This window comes from Sphingomonas sp. M6A6_1c, assembly GCF_053345135.1.
In genome coordinates this window covers 253,425-279,272 of record NZ_JBKEZO010000007.1, presented here as the reverse complement: position 1 = coordinate 279,272, position 25,848 = coordinate 253,425, and the positions used below count along the sequence as shown (strand labels likewise).

Genomic DNA, 25,848 nt, shown 5'->3' with positions numbered 1-25,848 from the left:
GGACACGCTATGATCGTTGCAACCACCCCCCGCTTCACCCGCGTCGTCGCCGAAGTCTGGAAGCCGCTGGTGATCCTGTTCATCTGGGATGTCATCGTCACCGTCAGTTACTATGCGCTGGAATTCAAGGCGCCGTCGCTGCCGCTGACGCTGTTCGGCACGGTGCTCGCGCTGCTGATCGGCTTCCGCGACAATTCCGCCTATCAGCGCTGGTGGGAAGGCCGCGTGCTGTGGGGCGCGATGATCAACGCCTCGCGCAGCCTCAGCCGCGAGGCGCGCAACTTCCTGCCGGTCGACGAGGCGCACGACCTGCGCCGCACGATCGTCATCCGCCAGATCGCCTATGTGAACGCGCTGCGCTGCCAGTTGCGCCGCCAGCCGGTCGACGAACAGGTGCTCAAATTCCTGTCGCGTGGCGAGGCGGAACCGGCGCTGACGCGCAGCAACATCGCCAACGGCCTGCTCGACGGTACCGGCCGTCGCATCGACGATGCGCGCCGCCGGGGCTGGATCGACACCATCCAGCAGACGCGGATGGAATCGACGATGGTCGACATCGCCAATGCGCAGGGCGGGATGGAGCGGATCAAGAACACGCCGCTGCCCAATCAATATCGGTTCTTCCCGACGCTGTTCACCCACATCTTCTGCATCCTGCTGCCGATCGGGCTGGTCGAGACTTTGGGCTATGCGACGCCGCTCGGCTCGACGCTGGCGGGGCTCATGTTCCTCGCGGTGCTGCAGATCGGCGACGATCTGGTCGATCCCTTCGCCAACACCGTCCACGACGTGCCGCTGACCGCGATGTGCCGGACGATCGAGATCGACCTGCTCCAGTCGATCGGCGATCCCGCGCCCGAGCCGACCAAACCGGTCAAGGGCGTCCTGTGGTGATCACAACGTATAGCCGCCGTCGCTGACCAGGCAGGCGCCGGTGATCAGCGCCGCCGCGTCGGAAAGGAGGAAGCCGATCTGCGCGGCGATCTCCTCCGGCTTGGCATAGCGGCCGAGCGGCGTCGCCAGCGCGGCGAGTTCGGCGAAGGCGGCATCGCGACCCACCGCGGCGACGCGCTCGGCGAACATCGGGATCGCATCCCACACCGGCGTCTCGACCCCCGCCGGCGCGATCGCGTTGACGCGGATGCGGTTCGCCGCGCCTTCCTTGGCGGCGACCTTGACGAGATGGATCAGCGCCGCTTTCGACGCACCATAAGCGGCAACGCCGGCCTCCGCCTTGATCCCCGCCGCCGACGCGGTCGCGACGATCGCACCGCCGCCGGTCATCGCCCGCATCGCGGCCCGCAGCGTCAGGAACGCACCGTCGAGATTGACGCCGAGGATGCGTCGCCATTCGGCGAAGGACAGGTCGGCGATCGGCCCCGCGCCGGCCACCCCCGCATTGATCACCGCGCTATCGACCCCCGCGAGATCGGCGGCGACATCGTCCCAGAATTGTTCGTCGGCGACATCGCCCGCCAGCGCCTTGATCGGACACGGCAAAGCGACCCGCGCCAGCGCCGCGGCATCGGCATCGACCAGCACCAGCCGTTCCGCTCCCGCTGCGGCGAGATGCTGCGCGGTGGCGAGGCCGATGCCCGAAGCGGCGCCGGTGACGAGGATGTGGTGACAGGGCATCCGCCGATGCTAACCCCGCCCCGCCGCCGGGGAAAGTCAGGCGGCGTTGTCGATGCCGAGTTCGCCGAGCTTGCGATAGAGCGTCGAGCGGCCGATGCCGAGCCGACGGGCGACCTCGGTCATCCGGCCGCGGTAATGGCCGATCGCGAGGCGGATGACGTCGGCCTCGATATCCTCGAGCGGGCGCAGATTGCCGTCCGGCCGGAACAACGTGATGCCGCCGGGGGAGGCGCTCGCCGAGCCGGCCGTGCCGGTGCGGCGGTCGCCGAGCGCGGCGATCTGCGGGAAGTCGGCGCGGGTCAGCGCCGCGCCCTCGCAGAGCACCGCGGCGCGGAACAAGGCGTTCTGCAACTGGCGGACGTTGCCCGGCCAGTCGTATTGCACCAGCAGCGCCAGCGCATCGTCGGTGATGCCGAGCGGCCGCAACCCCGGCTGCTGCGCGATCCGCGCCAGCAGATGGCGGGCGAGCGCCGGCACGTCGCCCAGTCGCTCGCGCAGCGGCGGGATCGTCACCTGGACAACGTTGAGCCGGTAATAGAGGTCCTCGCGGAACCGCCCCGCCTCGACTTCTTCGAGCAGCTTCTTGTTGGTCGCGGCGATGACGCGCACGTCGACCTCGCGGGCGTGACGCGCACCGATCGGCTGGATCTCGCCCGATTGCAGCACGCGCAGCAATTTGACCTGCGTCTCCAAGGGCATCTCGCCGATCTCGTCGAGCAGGATGGTGCCGCCGTCGGCGTCGGCGAACTTGCCGATCTTGCGCTCGAACGCGCCGGTGAAGGCGCCCTTCTCATGCCCGAACAACTCCGATTCGACGAGGTTGGCGGGGATCGCGCCGCAATTGACGGTGACCATCGGCTTCTTCGACCGCGGACTGGCGGCGTGGATCGCATCGGCGACCACTTCCTTGCCGACGCCGCTCTCGCCCTCGACGAGCACCGGCACCCGCGCGCGCGCCGCCTTGGCGGCGATCGCCAGCGCGGCGCGGAAATCGGGTGACGATCCGACGATCTCGTCGAACGCGAGCAGCGCCGGGATCTTCTCGGTCAGCGGGCGCAGCTCGCCCGCGGCGGTGCCCGCCACCGCGGCTTCCAGCGCGGCGAGCAGGCGTTCGGGGGCGAGCGGCTTGACCAGGAAATCGGTCGCGCCGGCGCGCATCGCCGCCACCGCGTGCATCACCGAACCGTTGGCGGTGAGCATCAGGATCGGCAGCGCCGGGCGACGTTCGCGCAATTCGGCGATCAGCGGTGCGGCATCGGCATCGGGTGCCCAATGGTCGAGCAGGATCGCATCGAGCTGCATCCCGTCCTGCGTGCCGAGCTGCGCCAGCGCCATCTCGCCGTCGGCGGCGAAGATCGACCGCCAGCTCGCGCGGGCGGCAAGCGCCGACACCAACCGGCGCTGCGCGGGCTCGTCGTCGATCAGCAGAAGCAGGCGCTGTCCGTTGCGCGTCATGGTATTTTCCTGTCCCGGTTCGGGGCACCTGATACAAGCTACCGGTAAAGGCGGACTTAAGCTCGCCGGCCGCCGCCCGCCTTGACGGCCGCGGCGCTTTGCGGGCAGGTATTGCCACAAGGGCGCAGACGCCACGAGCAGACGAGGGTTGGATGATGGCCGGCAATGGTGACCTGAAGGCGCATGAATCGACCTATCTTAGCGTCACGAAGATGCTGTTCTGGGGCGCGATCGCCTGCGCGGTGATCGTCGCGCTGGTGATCTGGGCGATCGCATAGGCGCCGATGGCATGAAGATCGCCGTCCTCAGGGAACATGCAGACGGCGAGCGGCGGGTCGCAGCGACGCCGGAAACCGTCAGGAAGTTCATCGCGTTAGGGGCGACCGTCGCGGTAGAGGCGGGGGCCGGCGCCGGCGCCAGCTACGCCGACCGGGCCTATGCGGAGGCCGGTGCCGCCGTCGCCGATCGTACCGCGACGCTGGCGGGTGCCGATATCCTCCTCGGCGTACAGGGTCCCGATCCGGCCGGGCTGGCGGGGACGGCACCGGGGGCGTGGATCGTCGCCGGCCTCAATCCGTTCGGTGACCGCGCGCGAATCGACGCTTATGCCGCCGCCGGTTACGAGGCGCTGGCGATGGAGTTCATGCCGCGCATCACCCGCGCGCAATCGATGGACATCCTGTCGTCGCAGTCCAACCTCGCCGGCTATAAGGCGGTGCTCGACGCCGCATCGGAATATGGCCGTGCCTTTCCGATGATGATGACCGCGGCGGGGACGGTCAGCGCCGCCAAGGCGTTCGTGATGGGGGTCGGCGTCGCCGGGCTGCAGGCGATCGCCACCGCGCGGCGTCTCGGCGCGCAGGTCTCCGCCACCGACGTGCGCGCCGCGACGCGCGAGCAGATCCAGTCGCTCGGCGCCAAGCCGATCTTCGTCGAGGCGGTCGCCGGCATCGAGGGCGAGGGCACCGGCGGCTATGCCGGCGAGATGAGCGACGACTATAAGGCGGCGCAGGCCGAGCTCGTCTCCAGCCATATCGCCAAGCAGGATATCGTCATCACCACGGCGTTGATCCCCGGGCGCCCGGCACCGCGGCTGATCAGCGACGCGCAGGTCGCGTCGATGAAGCCGGGCAGCGTGATCGTCGACCTCGCGGTCGAACAGGGCGGCAACGTCGAGGGCGCGGTGGCGGGCGAGATCGTCGAACGCCACGGCGTCCGCATCATCGGCCACCGCAACACGGCCTCGCGCCTGCCAGCCGACGCCTCGGCGCTGTTCAGCCGCAACCTCTACAATTTCCTGTCGACCTTCTGGGACAAGGACGCCGGCCGCCCGGTGCTCGACGCCGAGATCGGCGACGCGGTGCGGCTGACCAAGGACGGACGGATCGTCAACCCGCGGTTGCTGTCGTGAGCAATCCTCCCCGGCACGGGGAGGGGGACCGCCCGGCGCAGCCGGGTGGTGGAGGGGGCGTGCCGCGCATGTTGCGCCCCGAAGTGGCACTCGCGCGCAAGCTGCGGCGGGAGATGAGCTTGGCGGAAGTGCTGCTTTGGGAGCAGGTCCGCGGTCGCAAGCTGGGGGTGAAGGTCCGCAAGCAGCATCCGATCGGGCCATACACTGCGGATTTCTACTGCGCGAAAGCCAGATTAGTGATCGAAGTGGACGGCGAGGCCCATGACCGCGGCGACCAGCCCCAGCGTGACGCATCGCGTAACGGTTTCATGTTGGAAAACGGGTACAGGGTGCTCCGGATCGGGGCCGCCGACATTCTGCGTGACATGGATGCGGTGATCACCGCGATCCGTGCGTCTGCGGCGGTCCCCCTCCACCACTCGCCTCCGGCGAGCGGTCCCCCTCCCCGTGCCGGGGAGGATTAGGAATGAACTTCGTAGCGATCCTGTCGATCTTCGTGATGGCGTGTTTCGTCGGCTATTACGTCGTCTGGTCGGTGACGCCCGCGCTGCACACGCCGCTGATGGCGGTGACCAACGCCATCTCCAGCGTGATCATCGTCGGCGCGCTGATCGCCGGCGCGGCGGCGGGCAGCACTTCGTCGAAATGGCTCGGGCTGCTCGGCGTCGTGCTCGCCAGCATCAATATCTTCGGCGGCTTTGCGGTGACGCAGCGGATGCTGGCCATGTACAAGAAGAAGGAGCGGCCGGTGTCGGCCAAGCCGTGATGCGCGGCGCCGACGGCCATCGTCTTTCGAGGATCCGGGGGTAGGATGGAACACGCAACCGCAGGCAGTTCGTTCGCGGCGCTCGCCTATCTGATCGCGGGGGTGTGCTTCATCCTCGCGCTGCGCGGCCTGTCGTCGCCGGTGTCGAGCCAGCGCGGCAATCGCTTCGGCATGATCGGCATGACGATCGCGCTGGTGACGACGCTGGTGACGCACGTGCCGCGGACGCTTGATTTCGTCGAAGTACCCGGCGCCGCTGCCATGGTGTCGGGCATCGACCTCGTCACCGTCGTCGAGCTGCTCGCCGCGATCGGCATCGGTGCGGCCATCGGCCTCGTCACCGCGCGGCGGATCGCGATGACCGCGATGCCGCAGCTCGTCGCCGCCTTCCACAGCCTCGTCGGCCTGGCCGCGGTGCTGGTCGCCGCCGCCGCCTTCCTCAACCCGATCGCCTTCGGCATCGCCGACATGGTGATCCCGATGCTCGGCCGGCCGTTCGCGGCGATCCATCCGGTCAGCCGGATCGAGATGGGGCTGGGCGTCGCGATCGGTGCGATCACCTTCTCGGGCTCGGTGATCGCCTTCCTCAAGCTCAACGGCAATATGGGCGGCAAGCCGATCCTGCTGCCCGGCCGCCACCTCCTCAACCTCGGCGTGCTCGCCGCGATCCTGCTGCTGATCGTCGCCTTCACCCAGGACCAGAGCCCCTGGATATTCTGGACGATCACCATCCTCAGCTTCGCGATCGGCTTCCTGCTGATCATCCCGATCGGCGGGGCGGACATGCCCGTGGTGGTGTCGATGCTCAACAGCTACTCGGGCTGGGCGGCGGCTGCGATGGGTTTCACGCTGCACAATAGCGCGATGATCATCACCGGCGCGCTGGTCGGCTCGTCGGGCGCGATCCTCAGCTATATCATGTGCCGCGCGATGAACCGCAGCTTCATCAGCGTCATCGCCGGCGGCTTCGGCGCGGAGAGCGGCGGCGGGGGCGGCGACGGCGCCAAGGTCGACCGGCCGTGGAAGCGCGGCAGCGCCGAGGACGCCGCCTTCCTGATGAGCCAGGCCGAACAGGTCATCATCGTTCCCGGCTATGGCATGGCGGTCGCGCAGGCCCAGCATGCCCTCCGGGAAATGGCCGACAAGTTGAAGGCGCACGGCGTCCGCGTCAAATATGCCATCCATCCCGTCGCCGGCCGCATGCCGGGACATATGAACGTGTTGCTCGCCGAAGCCAACGTGCCGTACGATGAGGTCTTCGAGCTCGAAGACATCAATTCCGAGTTCGCGCAGACCGATGTCGCCTTCGTCATCGGCGCCAACGACGTCACCAATCCCGCCGCCAAGACCGACAAGAGCTCACCGATCTACGGCATGCCGGTGCTCGACGTCGAAAAGGCGAAGACGGTGCTGTTCATCAAGCGGTCGATGGGTGGCGTCGGCTATGCCGGCGTCGATAACGACGTGTTTTACATGGACAATACGATGATGCTCCTCGCCGATGCGAAGAAAATGGTCGACGAGATCGTCAAATCGCTCGACTGACATCATGGTGCATCCGATTCGGAGGTGATAACCTTCTAAACATGCTTACCGCCGTCGCGATGATGCCGGAACGGAGATGAATGCGGGCGAACCGTTCGCGGTGCCGCTTATTCTGCGTCTATGGGGATCACAACGCTGGCTGATGCCAAAACGGAGAGACGCCCGGCGCGTCCTTATGGCGATCGCGGCCACCCCATGCTGCTGATCGCCGATGCCGCCGCCGCCGGGCCGTTCCATGCTGCGATCGACGCCGCGGGCGCACGCCTGCTCCAGCGCGTCGGCTGGGCCGAGGTCGCGGCGCTGCTGCCGCGGCTCGGCGGCCGGCCGGTGTTCGCGATCGAGGCGCGCGACGTGGATGCGGCGACGCTCGATGCGGTGCTGCCGCTCCTCGCCGATTATCTCGCGGCGGAAGAGGGGCGGGCGGTGCTCGCGCTCGGCACCGCGCAGATCGATCTTGTCGCCCGGCATCTGCTCGGCGAGCGCATCGAATTGCTCTGCGATCCCAGCCCGGCGCAGCGTCTCGCCGCACTGATCGAGGCGGGCCGGCGGATGCCGCCGATGCTGCAGGAGGGCCTGTCCGATACGGTGCGCAGCGACCGCGAGCCCTTCTTCCACGCCGGCCGCGAGAGCGACGAGGAGCGGTTGCGGCGGCTCACCGACGGCATGGCGCGCATCTCGCGCTTCGCCGCCGATTTCGTCCACAACCAGCCGGTGACCGGCACGGCCGAGCTCGGCGACCGCCGCGTGCGCTTCGACGGCGAGCCCGCGATCGGCCACGCCGTGCGTCCGCAGGACGTGCGCCGCGTCATCCATCGCCGGCAATTGCGCAGCAAGTTTTTCGGCCAGTTCGGCGGCGAGGCGCTGTTCGAGGACCCGGCCTGGGACATGCTGCTCGACCTGTTCGCCGCCGAGCTGGAGGGCACGCAGGTCAGCGTGTCGAGCCTGTGCATCGCCGCCGGCGTCGCGCCGACCACCGCGCTGCGCTGGATCGCCAAGATGACCGAGATGGAGCTGTTCATCCGCCATCCCGACCCCGCCGACCGCCGCCGCGCCTTCATGACGCTCTCGCCCCGTGCCAGCGAGGCGATGCAGGCCTATATGATCGCGCTGCGCAAGATCGAGGCGGCGGGATGATCGCACCCCCTTGCGGATCGCCGCGCGGTTTGGCAGGGCAGGCGAACCCGCAAGGGGGCGATTAGCTCAGTTGGTAGAGCGTCTCGTTTACACCGAGAATGTCGGCGGTTCGAGCCCGTCATCGCCCACCATCACTGCGTGCCGCCGGCCTCGTCGCGGTATTTGATCTCGAGATAGCGGCCGCGGGTCGACAGCGTGTCGAGGTCGTTCTGCGCCAGCCGCGCGGTCATGTCGGCGATTTCCTGTTCGATCAGCCGCAACCCTGCGACCAGCTCGGCGTCGGGCGTCCGGCCGTTGCGCTCGACGCGGCGCAGCGGTTCGGGAACGCGGGCGTAGTCGTTGACGAAGGCGGGCAATTGCTCGCCGATCAGCCGGCGGACCTCGAACGCCTCCTCTTCGCGGCCGTCGAGCCGGCCGAGCTGCGGCGAGAGCGTCTCGAGCCGCACGCCGATCTGGTCGATCAGCCCGCGCGCGGGGGCGGGCAGGGCGGGGCGCTGCGCCTCCAGCCAGCGTTCGGTCTTCGCGGGCAGCGCCTTGATGTCGGCCTCGCGCAGCACCTTCTCGCTCGGCGCGCGCGCGATCGGGGCGAGCGCGATGCCGATCGTCACCGCCGCCATCAGCAGCATGACCGCCAGAAAGCCGAAGATGCCCAAGGGGATGAACATGCCGGCGACGCCGGCGGCAAGAAGGATCAGCGCATCGACCGCGCAGATGATCGCCAGCCGCGTGCCGACGCTGGTCGCCTTGCGCTTCAGCCGCTTGCCGTGCGCACGATAGGTCGCGCCGACCTGTCCGCGGTAATCCTCGCTGATCCGCGCCATCGCGGCGCGGGCGCGTTCGATCTGCTGGTCGACCTCGGTCATATCGTCACACCGATTCGAGACGGTAGGAATCGCCCGCGCCCGGCCCCTTGAGCGCGGCCTGATTGGCGCCCTCGGCACGCGCGATATAGCCCTTCGACTTCTCCACCTCGTTGCCGAGCGCGGTGACGGTGGTCTTCATCGAATCGAGCGCCTTGAGCTTGAAGGAATCGATCGCGTCCATCGTGTCGTAGATGTTCTGGAAGGCGCGTTGCAGCGTCTCCAGCGGGATCGTCGAGGCGGCGGCCTGTTCGTGGATCGCCGCGGTGTTCGAGCGCAGCAATTTGCCGGTCGAATCGATGATGTTGGCGGTCGTCGTATTGAGCTGCGTGATCGATTCGAGCACGAGTTTCTGGTTGGTCAGCGCCTGCGCGACGGTCACCGCGGTGCGCAGCGCCGAAACGGTGGTGGTCGAGGCGCGGTCGACGCCCTTGACCAGTTCGACGTTGTTTTTCTTGACCAGATCGAGCGCGAGATAGCCCTGCACCGTCACCGCCATCTGGGTGAGCAGGTCCTGCGTGCGCTGGCGGGTGTAGAAGAGCGCGGTCTCGCGGATCGCCTTGGCCTTGGCGGGGTCGCTATGGTCGAGCTCGTTGGCCTTGTCCTCCAGCCGGGCGTCCATCGCCTTGCTGAGGTGGATCATCTGCTCCAGCCGCCCCATCGCGCTCCACAGATTGGCGCGCTCGGTATCGATCGCGGCATTGTCCATCAGCAGCTCGTCCTTGCCGGCGGCGAGGTTCTTGAGGATCGAGCTGATATGCGTCTGCGACGATTGGTAGCTGTCGAAATAGTCGCGCATCTTCGACCCGAAGGGGATGATGCCGAAGATCTTCTTGGGGCCGGAGAGCGCGCCCTTGCGGCCGGGATCGAGGTCCTCGATCACCCGGCGCAGCTGCGCCAGGTCGGCGCCGACGCCGGTGTCCTTGTCCATCGCGCGGATCGGCCGGTCGAGGAAGCGGTTCGACTGGCCGGCGGCCTCGCGGATCTCCTTGGCGCCCATCGCGGTGATCGCATCGACGCGCTTGCCGAATTCGGGGCTGTTGACGTCCTGCGCGACGAGATCGTCGACGAAGGTCTCGACGCGGGTGTCGAGCTGCGTCTTTTTCGCCTCGTCGATCGGCACGAGCCCGGCGGCGCGTTCGGCGGCGACGGTCGGCACGGGCTCGGGCGGCGTCAATACCAGGTCGCGTTCGGGCGTTTCCACGTTCGTCGCCATTCCATTCATCTCCAAGGCCGTGCCGGGTAAAATGGCCGTCTTCCATGCCGACGGCAAGTGTATTGGCGTGATAACACGCAAATGGCACGGCGCGGGGCGGCCGGGGCGCCGGCGGAGCATGTCATGGCTCCCCTTCCCGCGGCGCAACATTTCGGCTATGGGGGCGCGCAATCCAAGCTCCATCTTATCAGGAATTCCCATGAGCCTCCGCAACGTGGCGATCATCGCGCACGTCGATCACGGCAAGACGACGCTGGTCGATCAGCTCTTCCGCCAGTCCGGCACCTTCCGAGACAACCAGCGCGTCGAAGAGCGTGCGATGGATTCGAACGACCTCGAAAAGGAGCGCGGGATCACGATCCTCGCCAAGCCGACCTCGGTCGACTGGGCGCCTCCGGGCGGCGGCGAGAGCATCCGGATCAACATCGTCGACACGCCGGGCCACGCCGACTTCGGCGGCGAGGTGGAGCGGATTCTCAGCATGGTCGACGGCGTCGTCCTGCTGGTCGATTCGTCGGAAGGCGCGATGCCGCAGACCAAGTTCGTCACCGGCAAGGCGCTCGCGCTCGGCCTGAAGCCGATCGTCGTCGTTAACAAGGTCGACCGTCCCGACGCGCGCATCCAGGAGGTGCTCGACGAGGTGTTCGACCTGTTCGTCAGCCTCGACGCCAACGACGAGCAGCTCGATTTCCCGGTGCTCTACGCCTCGGGTCGCAACGGCTATGCCTCGACCGACATGGACGCGCGCGAAGGCACGCTGATCCCGATGTTCGAGACGATCGTCAACCACGTCCCCGCGCCCAAGGTGGAAGTGGAGGACGTGCCGTTCACCTTCCTCGTCACGCTGCTCGACCGCGACAATTTCCTCGGCCGCATCCTCACCGGCCGGGTCAATTCGGGCACGGTGCGGACCAACCAGGCGATCCACGCGCTCGATAACGACGGCAACATCATCGAGGCGGGCCGCGCGTCGAAGATCCTGTCGTTCCGCGGGCTCGATCGCGTACCGGTCGACGAGGCAAAGGCGGGCGACATCATCAGCCTCGCCGGCCTGACCGTCGCGACGGTCGCCAACACGATCGCCGACATCACCGTCACCGAGCCGCTGCACGCGCAGCCGATCGATCCGCCGACGCTGTCGATGCGCTTCGCGGTCAACGATTCGCCGATGGCGGGTCGCGAGGGCACCAAGGTGACCAGCCGCATGATCCGCGACCGCCTGTTCCGCGAAGCCGAATCGAACGTCGCGATCAAGGTGACCGAGGCCGCCGACCGCGACAGCTACGAAGTCGCCGGCCGCGGCGAGTTGCAGCTCGGCGTGCTGATCGAGACGATGCGCCGCGAGGGCTTCGAGCTCGGCATCAGTCGCCCGCGCGTGCTGTTCGGCGAGGACGAGAACGGCAAGAAGACCGAGCCGTACGAAACCGTCATCATCGACGTCGACGAGGAGCATTCGGGCACCGTCGTCGAGAAGATGAACCTGCGTAAGGCCGAGCTGACCGACATGCGTCCGTCGACCGGCGGCAAGACGCGCATCACCTTCTCCGCGCCGTCGCGCGGCATGATCGGCTATCACGGCGAGTTCCTGTCGGACACGCGCGGCACCGGCATCATGAACCGGCTGTTCGAGAAGTACGGCCCGCACAAGGGCACGATCGAAGGCCGCAAGAACGGCGTGCTGATCTCCAACGGTGCCGGCGAAGCGCAGGGCTATGCGCTCGGCCCGCTCGAGGATCGCGGCGTGCTGTTCGTCGGCCACGGCGAGGCGCTGTATGAAGGCATGATCATCGGCGAGAACGCCAAGACGGACGACCTCGAGGTCAATCCGATGAAGGCGAAGCAGCTGACCAACTTCCGCGCCAGCGGCGGCAAGGACGATGCGATCCGCCTCACCCCGCCGAAGAAGATGACGCTGGAGCAGGCGATCGCCTATATCGACGACGACGAGATGGTCGAGGTGACGCCGAAGACGATCCGTCTGCGCAAGCGCTTCCTCGACCCGAACGAGCGCAAGCGCGCGAGCCGGTCGAAGCAGGCGGCGTAAGCCGGCCGCGATCGTCGCGAAAAGGGGGCGTCCGAGCGATCGGGCGCCCCTTTTGCGTCAGGCGTCGACGGTCGCGCGATAGCGGGCGGCGGGGCGGTTGCCGCCGAGCACCGGTACCATCGCCGCGCGCGCCTGATCCGCGGCGAGCCACAGCCCCTCGTCGGCGAGCGGCGGGATCGTCACTTCCTCGCGCGCGTCGAAGCCGACCAGCGCGGCGTCGACCAGATCGCCGACCTCCATCACGATTTCCGCCGGGAAGCTGTCGATGTCGATACCCGACCGCTCCCAGATCTCGGTGCGCGTCGCGGCGGGCAGCACCGCCTGCACATAGACGCCGCGATCGGCGAGCTGGCGGTTGAGCCAGCGGCTGACGGTGAGCAGATGCGCCTTGGTGCCGTTATACGCGCCGTCGAACGTCTCGACGACCTGCGACAGCACCGACGAGACGTTGACGATCGCGCCGCCGCCCCGCGCGACGAAGGCACGGCCGGCCGCAGCGGCGAGCCGGGTCGGGGCGGTGACGTTCAGCGCGATCAGCCGCGCGATCGCCTCCGGCTCGGCGGTAAGCAGATTGCCGGTCAGGCTCATCCCCGCATTGTTGACGAACAGGCCGATGCCGGCGTCCTCCGCCAGCCGCGCCTCGACCTTGGCGACGTCCGTCTCGTCCGTGAGGTCGGCGCGCAACACCGCGACGCTGCGGCCGGTCTCGGCGTGGAGGCGATCGGCGAGTGCCGACAGACGCGCCTCGTCGCGTGCGACGAGGATCAGGTCGTGGCCACGACGTGCCAGCCGGTCGGCATAGGTCGCGCCGATGCCGGCAGAGGCGCCGGTGATCAGGGCAGTGGGCAGGGGTGAATCGGTCATCTCACATCTCCTTCACCCCGCCTCCGGGCCGGGTGACTTGCGAAAAGATAGAGAGTCGCTATCTTATTGCAATGGACTGTGACGGATTATCCAAGGGCGCCTGCCCGCTCGGCCGGGGCATCGCGCGGGTCGGTGATGGCTGGAGCATGCTGGTGCTGCGCGATGTGGCGCGCGGCGTGCATCGTTTCGACGCGTTGCAGAAGGGGCTGGGGATCGCGCCCAACATCCTGACGCGGCGGCTGGCGGCGCTGGTCGAGGACGGGCTGCTGGAACGGCGGCGCTATTCGGAGCGGCCGCCGCGCCACAAATATGTGCTGACCGCAATGGGGCGGGATTATCTGCCGGTGCTCCACGCGCTGGGTGCGTGGGGCGCGCGGCATTTCGGCGACGAGACGATCGTGCGGCTGGTCGCGGCGGACGGCCATGTCGTCGAGCCGGTGGTGATCGACGCGGTCACCGGCACGCCGCTCGTCGACATGGAACTGACGGTGACCGCGGCGGCGCCGTGAGACGCCGCCGCTGCCCGATCAGCGGAACCGGCCGCTGACCGAGACGCCGATGATCCGCGGTTCGTTGAACACCGCGGCCATATAGTTCTCGATCACGCCCTTCAGGTTCTTCTCGTTAGTGATGTTGCGGGCGAAGGCGGCGATTTCGTAATTGTCGTCGGGCGTGGTGTAGCCGATCTTCAGGCCGCCCTCGAAATTGCCCTTCGCGTAGAATTCGCGCGTCTTGTAGAGCACGAAATTGGTGTAGCCTTGGATGTTCCAGTCGGTCGCGACGAACAGCTTGCCGTCGTTGGCGAGCGGCAGGTCGTAACGCGCGGTGGCGTCGAGGTTCCAGCGCGGCGCATTGGGCAAAGGGTTGCCGTCGATCTGCGCGAAGGTGTTGGCACCGACGCGGATCGTCGGATCCTGCACGGTGCAGACCACCACGCCGTTGAGGATGCAGACCTGCGCATAGACGCGCTTGTCCCTGATCTTCGAGGCCAGGGCGCTGGCGCCCAGCGTGAAGGTCAGGTTGCGCACCGGGCGGAACTGCGTGTCGATCTCGACGCCGTAGGCGCGCGCCTTGTCGGCGTTGAACAGCACGCCGTTGCCGTTCACGTCGTTGCCGTTCAGCTGGATGTCCTTGACCGTATAGGTGAACAGCGACGAATTGATGCGCAGCCGGCCGTCGAGGAAGATGCCCTTGGCACCGACCTCATAAGAGGTGATCGTCTCGCTGTTCGCGGTCGAGAAGGGCGAGTTGAACACCGCCGAACGCCCCTGGATCGTCGGGCCGCGGAAGCCGCGGGCGACGCGGGCGTACAGGCTGTTCGACGGATCGAGCTGATACAGCGCCGAGACGTCCCAGCTCGGCTCCTTGCCCTCGAGCCGGACCGCTTTGGGGGCGTTGGGATTGAGCAGGCGGAACTGGTCGACCGTTCCGGCGGCGTTGAACACCGGCTTCACCAGCGTCGTGCGCTTGATGTCCTGCGTATAGCGGCCGCCGGCGGTGATCGTGAAGTCGGGCGTGACCTTGAAGCTCGCCTGACCGAACCCGGCCCAGCTGGTGTTGATGTCGCGCAGGCGCACCCAATTGTTCGGATTGCGGGCCGCGGTGGTGAGGAAATAGGTGCGCTGGTAGAATTCGGTCGTGTCGTTCTGGCGGAAGTAGAAACCGCCGACCTGCCACGTGAACCGCTGGTCCGATTGCGAGGCGAGGCGCACCTCCTGCGTATATTGGCCGAGCGCGCGGATGTTGCCCTGACTCTCGCCGAAGCCGTTCGCCACGCCGTTGACCGGGAAGTTCGCCGCCGCGCCGCCGTCTGTGTCACCGCGGCTGTAGCCCGAGGTGGTCTCATAGGCGCTGATCGAGGTCAGCGTGACCGGCCCGAAGTCATAGGCTGCGTTCACCGAGCCGCCGTAGGTGTCGTAATCCTGCGGATTGTCGTTGCCCTCGTCGAGCGCGATGCTGCTCCGCGGCTCGGCCGAGACCGAGTTCGACCCCTTCTTGAGCGCGGCGCGGTGGAAGATCGTCGAGGTGCCGTGATAGCCGCGGGCATGGCCCGAGACGTTGACCGAGAACGCCTCGGTCGGGGTGAGCAGCACCTGCAACCGCACGTCGCGCTCGTCGAAGCCGCCCATCGCGTCCTTCTGCGGGGTGCGCGTGCCGTCGGCGCTGACCCCGGCGAAGCGGTTGTCGACCCAGTCGTTACGATGCTGGATCAGGCCCGACAGGCGCACCGCGACCTTGTCCTCGATCAGCGGGCCGCCGACGCCGGCGTCATAGGTGAAGGTGCCGAGGCTGCCCGCCGACGCCGAGACGCGGCCCTGCCAGGTCTGGCTGGGGCGGATCGTGTCGAACTTGATGATGCCGGCGGTGGTGTTGCGGCCGAACAGCGAGCCCTGCGGCCCGCGCAGCACTTCCACCTGATTGACGTCGTAGACCGGGTTCGACTTGAGCACGACATGCTCGAGGACGACGTCGTCCTGGATGATCGACACCGGCTGGCTGGCGCCGAGATAGAAATCGATGTTGCCGAGGCCGCGGATGTAGAAGCGCGGGAAGATGCGCCCCGTCGTCGTCTCGATATACAGGCCGGGGACGCGGCCGGAGAGCGACAGGATGTCCTCGCCGCCCGCCTGGAAGGTGCGCAGGTCGCTGCCGCCGACGACGGCGACCGACAGCGGCACGCGCTGCAGGTTCTCCGAGCGGCGCTCGGCGGTGACGACGATGTCGCCGAGATCGCCGGTTGCGTCCTGCGTCGCGGTCGTATCGGTGGCGGCGGCGTCGGTCGCGGGCGTCGCGGTTTGGGCGAGCGCGGGCGCGGCGAAGCCGGCGGCGCCGAGCAGCAACATGGTCTTGAGCAAGCGCGTGGTCACGATGGGTCCCCCTTGTTGTTACGGGGGACCGGCCGCCGGGCGGTCGCCAGGGTGTTCCCTTGCGCGACCTGCCGGCGATGATGGCGACCGCCCCCCGGCGGACCCTCGCGCTAGAAGCCGATTGTGTCGGCTTCGTGAATCTATGTGTCTCGAAAACCACACCTTCCCCGCTTTCGACGGGGAAGGCGGGAGGCGTGGCGGCTTATTTGGCTTGCACGACGCGGACGAGCGCGGTGGCATCCTGCCCGGTCGGCAGGCGGCCCGACGCGGCGAGCTTGCCCGTCGACTGGGTCCAGCGCAGCGTCGCGGTCTTGCCGCCGGTCTTGCGATTGGCGTTGGTGACGCCGTCGTCGTCGTAGAGCGTGAAGCTCGCGTCGCGCCCGGGATAGACGCGGATGCTCTCCAGCGGCTGCGCGGTCGCGGTGCTCGGCACCTGCACCCCCATCGGCACGATCGATCCGGCGCGGACGAACAGCGGGATCTTGTCGATCGGCGCCGCCGCGTCGACAGTCTGGCCGCCGGTATAGCGCCGCTCGGTCCAGTAATCGTACCAATCGGCGCCGGCGGGCAGATAGACCTTGCGGCTGGTCACGCCCTGATCGGTCACCGGCGCGACGAGGAAGGCCGGTCCGAACATATATTGGTCGCCGATCGTCGCCACCGCGGGATCGTTGGGGAAATCCATGAACAGCGCGCGCATGAACGGCGCGCCGGTCTCCGCGGTCTGGTGCCCCAGCGCGTAGAGATAGGGGATCAGCGCATAGCGCAGCCGCAGGAAGCCGGCGAGCACCGGCTCGGCGGCGGTGCCGTAATCCCATAAGGCGGTGCCCGGCCGCTGGCCGTGGATGCGCAGCGTCGGCGTGAAGCTGTTATAGGCGAACCAGCGCGTGAACAGCTCGGGGTAATCGGCATAGCTCGGCGCCATCGCGGTCGCGCCCGCGGGGTCGAGCAGCGGCGCATGTTCCGCCTTGGGGCCGGCGGGATATTGCCAGCCGCCGGTGTCGCTGCTCCAATAGGCCATGCCGGTTGCGGTGAAGCCGAGGCCGGCGGGCACCTGCCGGCGCAGCGCCTCCCACGTCGATTGCACGTCCGACGACCAGAACAAGGCGCCGTTGCGCTGCGTGCCGAGATAGGCGGCGCGCGACAGGATCAGGTTGCGCATGTCGGGCCGGTCCTTCGCCGAACCCTCCGCGACGCTGCTGGTGTGCACCAGCGGATAGAGATTGTGATAGCGGTCGCCCGAGCCGATCGAGAATTGGTGGCCGTCGGGGACCAGATCGGGCTCGGTCTCGTCGAGCCAGAACCAGTCGAAGCCCTGGCTGGCGATATTATCGCGGATCTTGGTCCAGAACCATTGCCGCGCTTCGGGATTGGTCGAATCGAGCAATGCGCCGGCGCGGTCGGCGCGGATCGGCAGGCCGTCGACGACGCTGCCGTCCTTGTCGTGGAGCAGCCAGCCCTTGGCGCCGAGGAAGTCGTAATAGCGCGATTCCCGCTCGAAGCGCGGCCAGACGCTGATGATCGAATGCATCCCCATATTGTGGAGCGTGTCGTTCATCCCCTTGGGATCGGGGAAGAAAGTCCGGTCGATGTCGAGCTGGCCCATCCGCGACCAATAGAACCAGTCGAGCACCATCACGTCGAGCGGCAGGTTGCGCTGGCGATAGCCTTGCGCGACGTCGAGCAATTCCTTCTGCGTCTCGTAGCGCGCCTTGGACTGGATCAGGCCGAACGCCGCCTTGGGCGGCAGCGGGGTGGCGCCGGTCAGCTTCGCATAGCCGGCATACAGCTGGTCGGTGGTGTCGCCGGTGATGACGAAGAACGAGACGCGCTCGCCGACGTTCGACTGCCAGTGCGTGGCATTGTGCAGGCCGGGCGACACCGTCGTCGCCGAGGCATTGTCCCAGACGATGCCATAGCCCTTGTTGGTGACCATGAACGGCACGCAGACGCTCTCGCCGGCGGGCGCATCGTAATTGTGGCGGCAGTCGATCGTGCGGCCCTTGAGGTCGAGCACGCCCTCCTGATTCTGGCCGAGGCCGTAATAATGTTCGCCCGGCTGCACCGCGAAGCTGGCGCCGACGCGGAAGGTCTTCTCGTCGTTGACGGTATGCGGCGCCATTTCCCAGCCGGTCATGTCGAGCAGGGTGCGGCCGTCGGCGCCGCGCACCGAGATCGCCACCGGCGGCAGCGACGGCGCGAAATAGCGCTGCATCTGCGTCGGCGCCTTGGGCCAGGGCTGCGCGGCGACGGTGAGGGTCAGCGCCGGCGAGGCGAAGACGTCGCCGCTCGCGTCGCTGCGATGGCTCCAGCCGGCGGCGTCGGGTTTGGCGTTGGGGCCTTCGCCCGGCGGCGCGACCGCGAGCGCCTTGTCGAGCGCGATCGTCACGCGGACGATGTTGGGGGCATACGGTTCGATCGCGACGATGCCGCCGTTGCGGTCGACGATGCCAAGTGGATCGGCCGCGGCGGGGAGCGCGGCGAGCGCGGCGATGGCCGTCCCCGCGGTCAGCACATGGCGCAGAAGGTACGGCTTGCGGACGGCATGCATCGGCTCGGTCATCGAATCTCTCCCCCCGGACCAATCACTTGCCCGTGTCGTCTTTTACTTATGAGGGGATCGTTCACCCGTGCAAGCGACAACCGCAGCTAGCCCGACGTTGGTCGCCCCACGCCACCCTAACGCGGCGCCGGGCAATGTCGCGCGATGAAATCGCGGTGTGGCGGCATATGTGCCGCCGCCGCCGCGGTGACCTTGCCGATCCGGTCGAGCGCCGCGCGCGCCTCGGCAAGCGGCAGGGCCGCGCCGAGCGGGTCGTAACCCGATGCGGTCAGCCCCTGGCCGTCCATCACCGCCAGCCAGCTCGTCTTGGTGAACAATTCGTCGGTCTCGCGGAAGACGCGGCCGGTGCGGCGATAGATCGCAATCCGCTCCGCCAGCGTCTCCGGGATCGGCATCTCGGCGAGCCGCCGCCAATAAGCGGTATCGCGGCGGCCGGTGGCGTGGAAGTGGAGGATGACGAAGTCGCGGATGCTGTCGAACTCGGTCGCCATCAGCCGGTTGTAGCGGCGGATGTCGGCCGGCTCGAACGCGCGCGTCGGCAGCATCTCGAGCAGCCGCGCGATGCCCGACTGGATCAGATGAATGCTTGTCGATTCCAGCGGCTCAAGAAAACCGCCGGACAGGCCGAGCGCGACGCAATTGCGCACCCAGAGCGCCGATCGCCGTCCCGTGCGGAAGCGCAACGTGCGCGGCTCGGCCAGCGCCTCGCCTTCCAGATTGGCGAGCAAGGTCGCGGTCGCCTCGTCCTCCGAGACATGGTCGCTGGCGAAGACATAGCCGTTGCCGACGCGGTGTTGCAGCGGGATGCGCCATTGCCAGCCCGCGCCCCGCGCGGTGGCGCGGGTAAAGGGCGGCGGCGGCCCGGTGACCGCGCTCGGCACCGCGACTGCGCGATCGTTGGGCAGCCACGCCGACCAATCCTCGAACCCCGCGCCGAGCGCGTCGCCGAGCAATACGGAGCGGAAGCCCGAACAATCGACGAAGAGGTCCGCCTCGATCCGGCCGCCGTCGGCCAGCGTCACCGCTTCGACAAAGCCGTCTGCGCCGCGCAGCACGACATCGACCACCCGGCCCTCGCGGCGGACGACGCCGGCGGCCTCGGCCCGCCCGCGCAGGAAGCGCGCATACAGCGCGGCATCGAAGTGGAAGGCATAGCCGATATGCGCCAGCGGCGTGTTGCCGGGCTGCGGCCGCATGAATTTGCCCGCGGCCGCGGCGGCCGCGCAGATCGAATATTCCGACAGCGGACCCGCCGCACCCTCGGCATGCAGCCGTCGCCACAGCGCCTCGAACGGCACCGCGCCGAGATCGATGCCGTAGACGCCGAACGGATGGAAATAGCGGTGCCCCAGCGCGCGCCAGTCGACGAATTCGATGCCGAGCTTGAACGTGCCGCCGGTCGCGCGGACGAAATCGTTCTCGTCGATACCGAGCAAAGCGTTGAACGCCTGGATCGGCGGGATCGTCGCCTCGCCTACGCCGACGGTGCCGATCTCCTCCGATTCTACCAATGTGATCGCCGGACCGTGCGGGCCGAGCACGCGGGCGAGCGCCGCCGCCGCCATCCAGCCCGCGGTGCCGCCGCCGATGATCGCGATGCGGCGGATCGCGCCGTCATCCTCCCCGCTCATGCGCCCGCCCGGCATTGCAGGAACAGATTGCCGGTCAGCCGCCCGCGCCGCGGATCGGCGGCGGCGTCCGGCAAATGCGAGATCAGTCCCGAATGGAGCAGTGCCGCGCGATACAGCACGAGCCGGTCGTGGCGCGCCGCGACCGCCCCGATCCGCTCGAAGCGCGCGTCGGAGTCGATCCGGTAGCCGGGCGCCGGCGGCGCGGCGAGCTCGCGGTCGAGCGCGGCGCGATACGCCGGCAGGCGCTCGGCATCGATCGTCTCGAACCCGGTCGCGCGATGACGGAAGAAGCCGGTGCCGTCGGCATTGTCCGACAGGAAGTGGACGGTGGCGAATTGCAGCCGGTCGGCGGTATCGACGTGCGGCACGCATTGATCGGCGCTCAGCGCCTCCGCCGGCGTGGTGACCAGCGAAAAATTACCGCGCGCGCGCGCCGGCACGACCGGGCCGGTACCGAAATGCGCGGCGATCAGCGGCAGCACGAAGCGCACCATCGCGTCGAGATACGCGACGGGCGCGGGACCGAGCAGCCCGGGATAGCCGCTGCCCGCGCGCGCTGCGGCGGTGAACGGCACGCGCGCGGCACTCTCGATCAGCGCCGCGGGATCGCCGCTGGCGCCGTCGATCACCACCACCGGCTCGCGCTCCTCGCCGACGCGCAGGATCTCGATCGCACCGGGGGCGGCGAACCAGAGCGGGGCAGAAGCGTGCGGCGCGGCGGTCGGCATCGGTGTCAGAACTCGTTGTTGATATAGAAGACGAAGCCGCGGCTGCCGTCGCCGGCATCGGCGACGAGCACCGGCCCCGGCGTATAGCCGCGGGCGAGCAGATCATGCTCGAACTGCTTGTCGCGAAAGGCGGTCACCATCGTCGCCTCCGTCTGCCCCGCCGGCAGCGGCCCCGCAACCTCGCAGGCGGTGCGCACGCAACTGACGTGGACGGGCGCGGCGGCGGCGAACACCGGCAGGCGCGCGACCGCGGCGGTCATCGCCGCTTCCACCGGCGCGGCGGCGGCGAGCGGTGGCGGCTGCGTCGTCATCACCGCCGCCATCATCCGCACGTCGCCGCCGCGGCGATCGTGCTTGGCGAGCGTCTCGACCAGCTTGCGCTCGGGCCGCTGCCGCGCCGCGGCGGGCGCGGGCGGGATATTCGGCGTGGCGATCGGCCGCACGACGGCGACCGGCGCGCTCACCACCGCGACCGCGGCGGGCGGCGAGGCCCCCCGCCGATCTTCATGCTGCACGGCATAGCCGCCGGCGAGCGCCAGCACCGCGGCGGCGGACACGGCGGTCCAGCCTTTCCTCTCCATCGTCCTCTCCCCAGGCATGATCGTTCCGCCTGTTGTCCGACATGATAGAGGATGGTCGGGTACTGTAAAGGCATCGAAATCGGCAGAAATCCGATGGTAGCGCTAGCGTCGGCGGCAGCGTCTATTCTCAACATGAAAATCATATGTCATACATAATCGCCGACGGAGATCGGCTGATGAGGAGAGGAATGATGTTCAGGAAAACTCTGGCGCTGGGCGCCGCGATGGCGGCGCTGGCGCTGCCCGCGACCGCCTGGGCGAGCGCGCAGACCGTCAACAACGGCTCGCAGTTCGTCACCACGACGGGCGGGCAGATCGACGCGCACGGTGGCGGCGTCATCAAGGTCGGCGGCTATTATTATTTCCTCGGCGAGAACCGGAACCCGGATTATTCCTTCCGCGCGGTGTCGATGTACCGGTCGACCGATCTCAAGACTTGGGAATTCCGCAACGACGTGCTGAAATCCTCATCGGCGACCGAATTGAACGGCGCCAACATCGAACGGCCCAAGATCCTCTACAATGCCGCAACCCGCAAATACGTGCTGTGGGCGCATTGGGAGAACGGCAAGGACTATGGCGAGGCGCGCGTCGCGGTGGCGACGTCGGACACCGTCGACGGCAATTACACCTATCTCGGCAGCTTCCGCCCGCTCGACTATGATTCGCGCGACATGACGGTGTATCAGGACAGCGACGGCACCGGCTATCTGATCTCGTCGTCGAACGTGAACTACGATCTCAACGTGTACAAACTGAGTGCCGACTATACCAAGGTCGACTCGCTGCTCACCGTGATCAAGGGCTATCACCGCGAAGCCCCCGCGCTGGTCAAACGCAACGGCGTCTATTTCCTGATCACCTCAGGCGCCACCGGCTGGAATCCCAATCGCGCCGCCTATTTCACCGCGACCAGCCTGTCGGGGCCATGGACCGGGCCGACCTATTTCGGTCACGACACCACCTACAATTCGCAATCGACCTATATCCTGCCGGTGCAGGGATCGAGCGGCACGTCCTATCTCTACATGGGCGATCGCTGGGGGCCGGCGATCGGCCAGATCGTCAACGATTCGACCTATGTCTGGCTGCCGCTGATCTTCCCGTCGAACACGTCGCTCGATTTCACCGGCACCGCGTCGCAAATCACGATCGACGCGGCGGCGGGCACGATCGCGCTCGGCTCGCCCAACACGCAATTGGTCAAGATGCAGGTCGCGCACAGCGGCCAATGCGCCAACATCAGCAACGATTCGCCTTACTATAACGGCACGGCGATCCAGTGGACCTGCGCCAACACCAGCAACGAACTGGTCGAGCGCCGTCCGATCGGCAATTACACCCAATATGTCGTGCAGCGCAGCGGGCTGTGCCTCGCCCAGGCGGACGACAATGGCAGCGGCGGCGCGGTGGTGCAGACCTCCTGCTCGATCGGCGACAAGTCGCAATGGACGTATAACGGCACGACGATCGTCAACCGCGCCTCGGGCTCCTGCCTGGACGTCAACGAAGCCTCGACCGACACCGGTACCAAGCTGATCGTCTGGCCGTGCAACGGCGGCGGCAACCAGCGCTGGACGATGATCAACTAGGCGCCACGCGAACGGACCGGCCGCGGCATCCCAGCCGCGGCCGGTTTTTTCATGCCTGTGCGCCGGGCGCAAAAAAGCCGGCGCGATCCGAAGACCGCGCCGGCAGTGGGGAAGCGATTAATAGGTGGCGCGCAGCGACAGGCCGAAGCGGCGGTCGTTGAGCTGATATTGCAGCGGCTGCGCCGCGGTGCCGATGTACGTGACGTTCATCCGGTTGGTGAGGTTCACCGCATCGGCCGACACCGCGACATGATCGGTGACGTTGACGCTGATCGACGCATCGAGCGACGCATAGGGCTTGGCATATTGCGGAATGCCGTTGGCGCCGGCACCGGTCGTCTGGTCGAGATAGCTCGACCGCCAATTGTAGGCGAGGCGGGCGGTCAACGGTCCCTTCTCGTACAGGCCGATCAGGTTGTAATTGTGCTTCGACAGCTTCTCGAGCGGCACCTGCGTCGGGATGTTGGACCCGGCCGTGGCGAACGGGTTGCTGACGTTCGAATCGACATAGGTGTAGTTCGCCTGGATGCCGAAACCGCTGAGCAGACCCGGCAGGAAATCGAAGAACTGCTGATAGCCGACCTCGGCGCCCTTCACCGTGCCATCGCCCGAATTCAGCACCGTGTTGACGTCGTAAGCGCGACCTTGGAAGTTCTGGACGACCACACCGCTGGCGAGGAAGCCGTCGACCTTCTTGTAGAAGAGGCCGGCGGTCAGCGATCCGGTCGGGGCGAAATACCATTCTGCGGTCAGGTCGTAATTGTCCGATTCGATCGGATTGAGACGCGGGTTGCCCGAGTTCGCGCTCGGCCGCCCGGTGATTGGGCTTACCTGATTGGGATTGTTGAGCGTCAGGTTCGTCGACAATTGGTCGAAGTTGGGCCGCGCCAAGCCCTTCGAATAAGCGAAGCGCATCTGGATTTCGTCAGTGAAGCGTGCACGCAGGTTGAAGCTGGGCAGCGCCCGCGTGTAGCTCTTGTCGATCGAGAGCGGAGAGATCGTCCCGTCCGCGTTGAAGAGCGTGCCCGACGAGACGACCTTGGTCTTCACCAAGCGGACGCCGGCACCGCCGTCGAAGCGGATGCCGCCGACATCGAAGGCGTAATCGGCGATGCCCCAGGCCGTATAGGTCTTCTCGTTCTGCGAATTGAGGTCGCCGGGCGTGAATGCGTCCTTGGTCTTGGCACCGAACAGACCATAAAGCGCTTTGGTCTGCGCCCAGACGCCGTTGCCCTGCGGGAAGGCGGGGTAGAGCAGCCCGCCGGTGACGCTGTTGCCGTCGAAGAAGTTCTTCGAAGGCCCGGGCATCGCGAGCTGTGGATTCTGGCTGAGCGGGATGAACGGCGTCCCTGCCGGAGCCGAGCAGCTGCCGTCGGGGCCGGTCTGATACAGGCAGACGCCGTTCCAGGTGCCGCGCAGATCGATCGAATTGTCCGAATAGCGTGCGCCGCCGCGCAGTTTCTTCAGGAAGCCGCCCTCAAGGTCGTATTCAAGGTCATAGGACAGAGCGAGCTGGTCGGCGTCGTTGCGCTGTAATGAATCCGCGATGAAGGTCGTCGCATATTTGCTGGGATCGGTCAGCAGCGCCTTGTTGCGCACGTCCCAGCGCGGCCGGCTGCCACGAAGATCGAAGTCGACGATCTCCTGGTTCGGCGCATTGGCCTCGGTCTGGCCCGCAGCGGTGAACAGCGACAGCACGTTGCCGTTGCGATCGGCGTTATAATAGCTTTTGAGATATTGCGCATCGAAATGGATCTTCGCGCGGTCGGTCGGGCTCCAGTCGGCACCGAAGGTGAAGTTCTGGCTCTGGCTCCACAGTTCCTGGTCGAACCGGCCGGTCTCGAACAGCTGGTTCTGCAGCGCGCCCGAGGTGGCATAACCTTCGTCGTTGAAGGTGAAGGTAGCGCCGGGCAACGGCCGCGACTGCGATCCGCCATTGACCGAATAATAATAGGCGCCGCGACGGTTGAACCAATATTTGGTATATTGATACTGACCGGTGAGGAGCAGATTGTCGGTCGCCTGCCACTGGAGGGCGCTCGCGATGCCGAGGCGGCGACGGTCGCCGAGATCGTCATACACTTGGAAGCCGAGCGGTGCCTTGGCATTCGCCGGTGCGCCCGTGATCGAACCCGCGGGAATCGGCTGCTGCTGGTTGGCGAGGATGCCGTCCTGGCGATATTGGCTCTTCGAATAGACCGCATTCACCAGGAAGCCGATCTCGCCGATGCCGGTGTCGAAGCGGTTGCTGTAAAGACCGGAAACCGAATAGCCCGGCTTGTCGACGCGGTCGTAGTAATTGCCGCGCGCGGTGAGACTGACGACCTGCTTGTCCGAATCGAACGGCCGACGGGTGCGCAGATTGACCGCGCCGCCGACGCCGCCTTCGATGATGTTGGCAGGCGCGTTCTTGTAGACGTCGACGCCCGACAGCAGTTCCGGCGGAATGGCTTCGAGGTCGAAGGCACGACCACCGGAAGCCGAATAGACCGCACGGCCGTCGAGGAAGTTCTGCACCTGGGTGAGGCCGCGCACGGTGATCGCGGGCGAGGTACGGTGATCGAAGTCGGTCGCGCCTTCGCCGTAGCGGCGCTGGATCTGCACGCCGGTGACGCGCTGGAGCGCCTCGGTCGTGTTCACGTCGGGCAGCTTGCCGATGTCCTGCGCGCTGATCGAATCGACGATCTGATCGGAATTGCGCTTGATTGCCTGCGCCGAGCGCAAGCTGGCGCGCACGCCGGTGACGATGATGTCCTGATCGCTCGCGGGATCACTCGCCGCCTGATCGCTGGTCTGTGAAACAGTGCCGGTTGCTTGTGCGGCCGGTATCGCCGTCTGTGCCTGCGCTGCGCCGGCCAGTGCGACGAACGATGCGCCCGCGAAAAGACGCACGTAAGTGCCCTTCATGGTCCCTCTCCCCAATGATACCGACATGAGTGCCGTGTAATGTCCTACA

The 25,848-nt window shown here is 67.2% G+C and carries 21 protein-coding genes and 1 tRNA gene; 11 read left to right on the top strand and 11 right to left on the bottom strand.

Going from position 1 to position 25,848, the window contains the following annotated elements; genetic code table 11:
* The first annotated feature begins 9 nt into the window (after positions 1 to 9).
* Entirely contained in the window at positions 10 to 894 is an 885-nt protein-coding gene (locus ACLBWH_RS16565; protein ID WP_038663948.1) for a bestrophin family protein, read from the top strand.
* On the opposite strand, the gene ACLBWH_RS16560 is transcribed toward ACLBWH_RS16565, so the two are convergent.
* Together ACLBWH_RS16560 and ACLBWH_RS16555 are read right to left on the bottom strand one after the other, a co-directional pair.
* Positions 895 to 1,635: an SDR family NAD(P)-dependent oxidoreductase gene (locus ACLBWH_RS16560; protein ID WP_447799943.1), complete on the bottom strand. Its 741-nt coding sequence runs from the start codon at positions 1,633 to 1,635 to the stop codon at positions 895 to 897.
* A gap of 36 nt (positions 1,636 to 1,671) precedes the next feature.
* Complete coding sequence (locus ACLBWH_RS16555; RefSeq protein WP_447799941.1) at positions 1,672 to 3,090, bottom strand: sigma-54-dependent transcriptional regulator; 1,419 nt, start codon at positions 3,088 to 3,090, stop codon at positions 1,672 to 1,674.
* 155 nt (positions 3,091 to 3,245) lie between these two features.
* Between ACLBWH_RS16555 and ACLBWH_RS16550 the strand changes: the two genes are divergently transcribed.
* From ACLBWH_RS16550 to ACLBWH_RS16520, 7 genes are all read left to right on the top strand, one after another.
* On the top strand, positions 3,246 to 3,368 hold the full coding sequence (locus ACLBWH_RS16550) for an aa3-type cytochrome c oxidase subunit IV (protein ID WP_322848489.1): 123 nt from the start codon (positions 3,246 to 3,248) through the stop codon (positions 3,366 to 3,368).
* Between the two features lie 11 nt (positions 3,369 to 3,379).
* On the top strand, positions 3,380 to 4,501 hold the full coding sequence (locus ACLBWH_RS16545) for an NAD(P) transhydrogenase subunit alpha (protein ID WP_447799940.1): 1,122 nt from the start codon (positions 3,380 to 3,382) through the stop codon (positions 4,499 to 4,501).
* Positions 4,502 to 4,569: 68 nt separating this feature from the next.
* Positions 4,570 to 4,965: an endonuclease domain-containing protein gene (locus ACLBWH_RS16540; protein WP_447800091.1), complete on the top strand. Its 396-nt coding sequence runs from the start codon at positions 4,570 to 4,572 to the stop codon at positions 4,963 to 4,965.
* A 2-nt stretch (positions 4,966 to 4,967) separates the two neighbouring features.
* On the top strand, positions 4,968 to 5,267 hold the full coding sequence (locus tag ACLBWH_RS16535; RefSeq protein ID WP_447799939.1) for an NAD(P) transhydrogenase subunit alpha: 300 nt from the start codon (positions 4,968 to 4,970) through the stop codon (positions 5,265 to 5,267).
* A gap of 45 nt (positions 5,268 to 5,312) precedes the next feature.
* A complete protein-coding gene (locus ACLBWH_RS16530; RefSeq protein WP_322848492.1) occupies positions 5,313 to 6,812 on the top strand; it encodes an NAD(P)(+) transhydrogenase (Re/Si-specific) subunit beta in 1,500 nt (499 codons plus the stop codon).
* A gap of 195 nt (positions 6,813 to 7,007) precedes the next feature.
* Positions 7,008 to 7,946, top strand: coding sequence for a MarR family winged helix-turn-helix transcriptional regulator (locus tag ACLBWH_RS16525; RefSeq protein ID WP_447799938.1), 939 nt, complete (start codon positions 7,008 to 7,010; stop codon positions 7,944 to 7,946).
* 55 nt (positions 7,947 to 8,001) lie between these two features.
* Positions 8,002 to 8,077 (top strand) — tRNA-Val (locus ACLBWH_RS16520).
* On the opposite strand, the gene ACLBWH_RS16515 is transcribed toward ACLBWH_RS16520, so the two are convergent.
* On the bottom strand, positions 8,078 to 8,809 hold the full coding sequence (locus ACLBWH_RS16515) for a hypothetical protein (RefSeq protein ID WP_447799937.1): 732 nt from the start codon (positions 8,807 to 8,809) through the stop codon (positions 8,078 to 8,080).
* Positions 8,810 to 8,813: 4 nt separating this feature from the next.
* Complete coding sequence (locus ACLBWH_RS16510) at positions 8,814 to 10,022, bottom strand: toxic anion resistance protein (RefSeq protein ID WP_322848495.1); 1,209 nt, start codon at positions 10,020 to 10,022, stop codon at positions 8,814 to 8,816.
* A 199-nt stretch (positions 10,023 to 10,221) separates the two neighbouring features.
* On the opposite strand from ACLBWH_RS16510, the gene typA reads away from it, so the two are divergent.
* Complete coding sequence (gene typA, locus ACLBWH_RS16505; protein ID WP_322848496.1) at positions 10,222 to 12,066, top strand: translational GTPase TypA; 1,845 nt, start codon at positions 10,222 to 10,224, stop codon at positions 12,064 to 12,066.
* Between the two features lie 57 nt (positions 12,067 to 12,123).
* On the opposite strand, the gene ACLBWH_RS16500 is transcribed toward typA, so the two are convergent.
* Positions 12,124 to 12,930, bottom strand: a complete 807-nt coding sequence (locus ACLBWH_RS16500; protein WP_447799936.1) for an SDR family NAD(P)-dependent oxidoreductase — start codon at positions 12,928 to 12,930, stop codon at positions 12,124 to 12,126.
* Positions 12,931 to 13,001: 71 nt separating this feature from the next.
* Here ACLBWH_RS16500 and ACLBWH_RS16495 point away from each other — a divergent pair, with 71 nt between their 5' ends.
* Positions 13,002 to 13,439, top strand: coding sequence for a winged helix-turn-helix transcriptional regulator (locus ACLBWH_RS16495; RefSeq protein ID WP_447799935.1), 438 nt, complete (start codon positions 13,002 to 13,004; stop codon positions 13,437 to 13,439).
* Positions 13,440 to 13,457: 18 nt separating this feature from the next.
* Here ACLBWH_RS16495 and ACLBWH_RS16490 read toward each other — a convergent pair whose 3' ends face one another.
* The 5 genes from ACLBWH_RS16490 to ACLBWH_RS16470 form a co-directional block, all read right to left on the bottom strand.
* On the bottom strand, positions 13,458 to 15,773 hold the full coding sequence (locus ACLBWH_RS16490; protein WP_447800090.1) for a TonB-dependent receptor: 2,316 nt from the start codon (positions 15,771 to 15,773) through the stop codon (positions 13,458 to 13,460).
* A gap of 226 nt (positions 15,774 to 15,999) precedes the next feature.
* Positions 16,000 to 18,360 (bottom strand): glycoside hydrolase family 31 protein, encoded by a 2,361-nt coding sequence (locus tag ACLBWH_RS16485; protein WP_447799934.1) that lies wholly within the window; start codon positions 18,358 to 18,360, stop codon positions 16,000 to 16,002.
* A 116-nt stretch (positions 18,361 to 18,476) separates the two neighbouring features.
* Positions 18,477 to 19,991 carry a tryptophan halogenase family protein gene (locus ACLBWH_RS16480; protein ID WP_447799933.1) on the bottom strand — a complete coding sequence of 505 codons (1,515 nt, stop codon included), beginning with the start codon at positions 19,989 to 19,991 and terminating at the stop codon, positions 18,477 to 18,479.
* Entirely contained in the window at positions 19,988 to 20,719 is a 732-nt protein-coding gene (locus ACLBWH_RS16475) for a DUF6445 family protein (protein WP_447799931.1), read from the bottom strand. Before ACLBWH_RS16475 ends, ACLBWH_RS16480 begins: the two co-directional genes overlap by 4 nt.
* A gap of 5 nt (positions 20,720 to 20,724) precedes the next feature.
* Entirely contained in the window at positions 20,725 to 21,300 is a 576-nt protein-coding gene (locus ACLBWH_RS16470) for a hypothetical protein (protein ID WP_322848501.1), read from the bottom strand.
* 191 nt (positions 21,301 to 21,491) lie between these two features.
* Between ACLBWH_RS16470 and ACLBWH_RS16465 the strand changes: the two genes are divergently transcribed.
* The gene (locus ACLBWH_RS16465) at positions 21,492 to 22,892 is read left to right on the top strand and encodes a family 43 glycosylhydrolase (protein ID WP_447799930.1); all 1,401 of its coding nucleotides are present in this window, start codon (positions 21,492 to 21,494) and stop codon (positions 22,890 to 22,892) included.
* Between the two features lie 117 nt (positions 22,893 to 23,009).
* On the opposite strand, the gene ACLBWH_RS16460 is transcribed toward ACLBWH_RS16465, so the two are convergent.
* Entirely contained in the window at positions 23,010 to 25,799 is a 2,790-nt protein-coding gene (locus ACLBWH_RS16460; RefSeq protein ID WP_447799929.1) for a TonB-dependent receptor, read from the bottom strand.
* Positions 25,800 to 25,848: the final 49 nt, after the last annotated feature.

What these genes read in the sequence shown, in the direction of transcription:
- ACLBWH_RS16560 (WP_447799943.1), bottom strand. Translation starts at nt 1,635, where the DNA reads ATGCCCTGTCACCACATCCTCGTCACCGGCGCCGCTTCGGGCATCGGC.
- ACLBWH_RS16550 (WP_322848489.1), top strand. Translation starts at nt 3,246, where the DNA reads ATGGCCGGCAATGGTGACCTGAAGGCGCATGAATCGACCTATCTTAGC.
- ACLBWH_RS16535 (WP_447799939.1), top strand. Translation starts at nt 4,968, where the DNA reads ATGAACTTCGTAGCGATCCTGTCGATCTTCGTGATGGCGTGTTTCGTC.
- ACLBWH_RS16545 (WP_447799940.1), top strand. Translation starts at nt 3,380, where the DNA reads ATGAAGATCGCCGTCCTCAGGGAACATGCAGACGGCGAGCGGCGGGTC.
- ACLBWH_RS16510 (WP_322848495.1), bottom strand. Translation starts at nt 10,022, where the DNA reads ATGGCGACGAACGTGGAAACGCCCGAACGCGACCTGGTATTGACGCCG.
- ACLBWH_RS16485 (WP_447799934.1), bottom strand. Translation starts at nt 18,360, where the DNA reads ATGACCGAGCCGATGCATGCCGTCCGCAAGCCGTACCTTCTGCGCCAT.
- ACLBWH_RS16555 (WP_447799941.1), bottom strand. Translation starts at nt 3,090, where the DNA reads ATGACGCGCAACGGACAGCGCCTGCTTCTGCTGATCGACGACGAGCCC.
- ACLBWH_RS16475 (WP_447799931.1), bottom strand. Translation starts at nt 20,719, where the DNA reads ATGCCGACCGCCGCGCCGCACGCTTCTGCCCCGCTCTGGTTCGCCGCC.
- ACLBWH_RS16480 (WP_447799933.1), bottom strand. Translation starts at nt 19,991, where the DNA reads ATGAGCGGGGAGGATGACGGCGCGATCCGCCGCATCGCGATCATCGGC.
- ACLBWH_RS16500 (WP_447799936.1), bottom strand. Translation starts at nt 12,930, where the DNA reads ATGACCGATTCACCCCTGCCCACTGCCCTGATCACCGGCGCCTCTGCC.
- ACLBWH_RS16495 (WP_447799935.1), top strand. Translation starts at nt 13,002, where the DNA reads ATGGACTGTGACGGATTATCCAAGGGCGCCTGCCCGCTCGGCCGGGGC.
- ACLBWH_RS16565 (WP_038663948.1), top strand. Translation starts at nt 10, where the DNA reads ATGATCGTTGCAACCACCCCCCGCTTCACCCGCGTCGTCGCCGAAGTC.
- ACLBWH_RS16470 (WP_322848501.1), bottom strand. Translation starts at nt 21,300, where the DNA reads ATGGAGAGGAAAGGCTGGACCGCCGTGTCCGCCGCCGCGGTGCTGGCG.
- ACLBWH_RS16490 (WP_447800090.1), bottom strand. Translation starts at nt 15,773, where the DNA reads ATGTTGCTGCTCGGCGCCGCCGGCTTCGCCGCGCCCGCGCTCGCCCAA.
- ACLBWH_RS16460 (WP_447799929.1), bottom strand. Translation starts at nt 25,799, where the DNA reads ATGAAGGGCACTTACGTGCGTCTTTTCGCGGGCGCATCGTTCGTCGCA.
- ACLBWH_RS16540 (WP_447800091.1), top strand. Translation starts at nt 4,570, where the DNA reads ATGTTGCGCCCCGAAGTGGCACTCGCGCGCAAGCTGCGGCGGGAGATG.
- ACLBWH_RS16515 (WP_447799937.1), bottom strand. Translation starts at nt 8,809, where the DNA reads ATGACCGAGGTCGACCAGCAGATCGAACGCGCCCGCGCCGCGATGGCG.
- ACLBWH_RS16465 (WP_447799930.1), top strand. Translation starts at nt 21,492, where the DNA reads ATGTTCAGGAAAACTCTGGCGCTGGGCGCCGCGATGGCGGCGCTGGCG.
- ACLBWH_RS16525 (WP_447799938.1), top strand. Translation starts at nt 7,008, where the DNA reads ATGCTGCTGATCGCCGATGCCGCCGCCGCCGGGCCGTTCCATGCTGCG.
- typA (WP_322848496.1), top strand. Translation starts at nt 10,222, where the DNA reads ATGAGCCTCCGCAACGTGGCGATCATCGCGCACGTCGATCACGGCAAG.
- ACLBWH_RS16530 (WP_322848492.1), top strand. Translation starts at nt 5,313, where the DNA reads ATGGAACACGCAACCGCAGGCAGTTCGTTCGCGGCGCTCGCCTATCTG.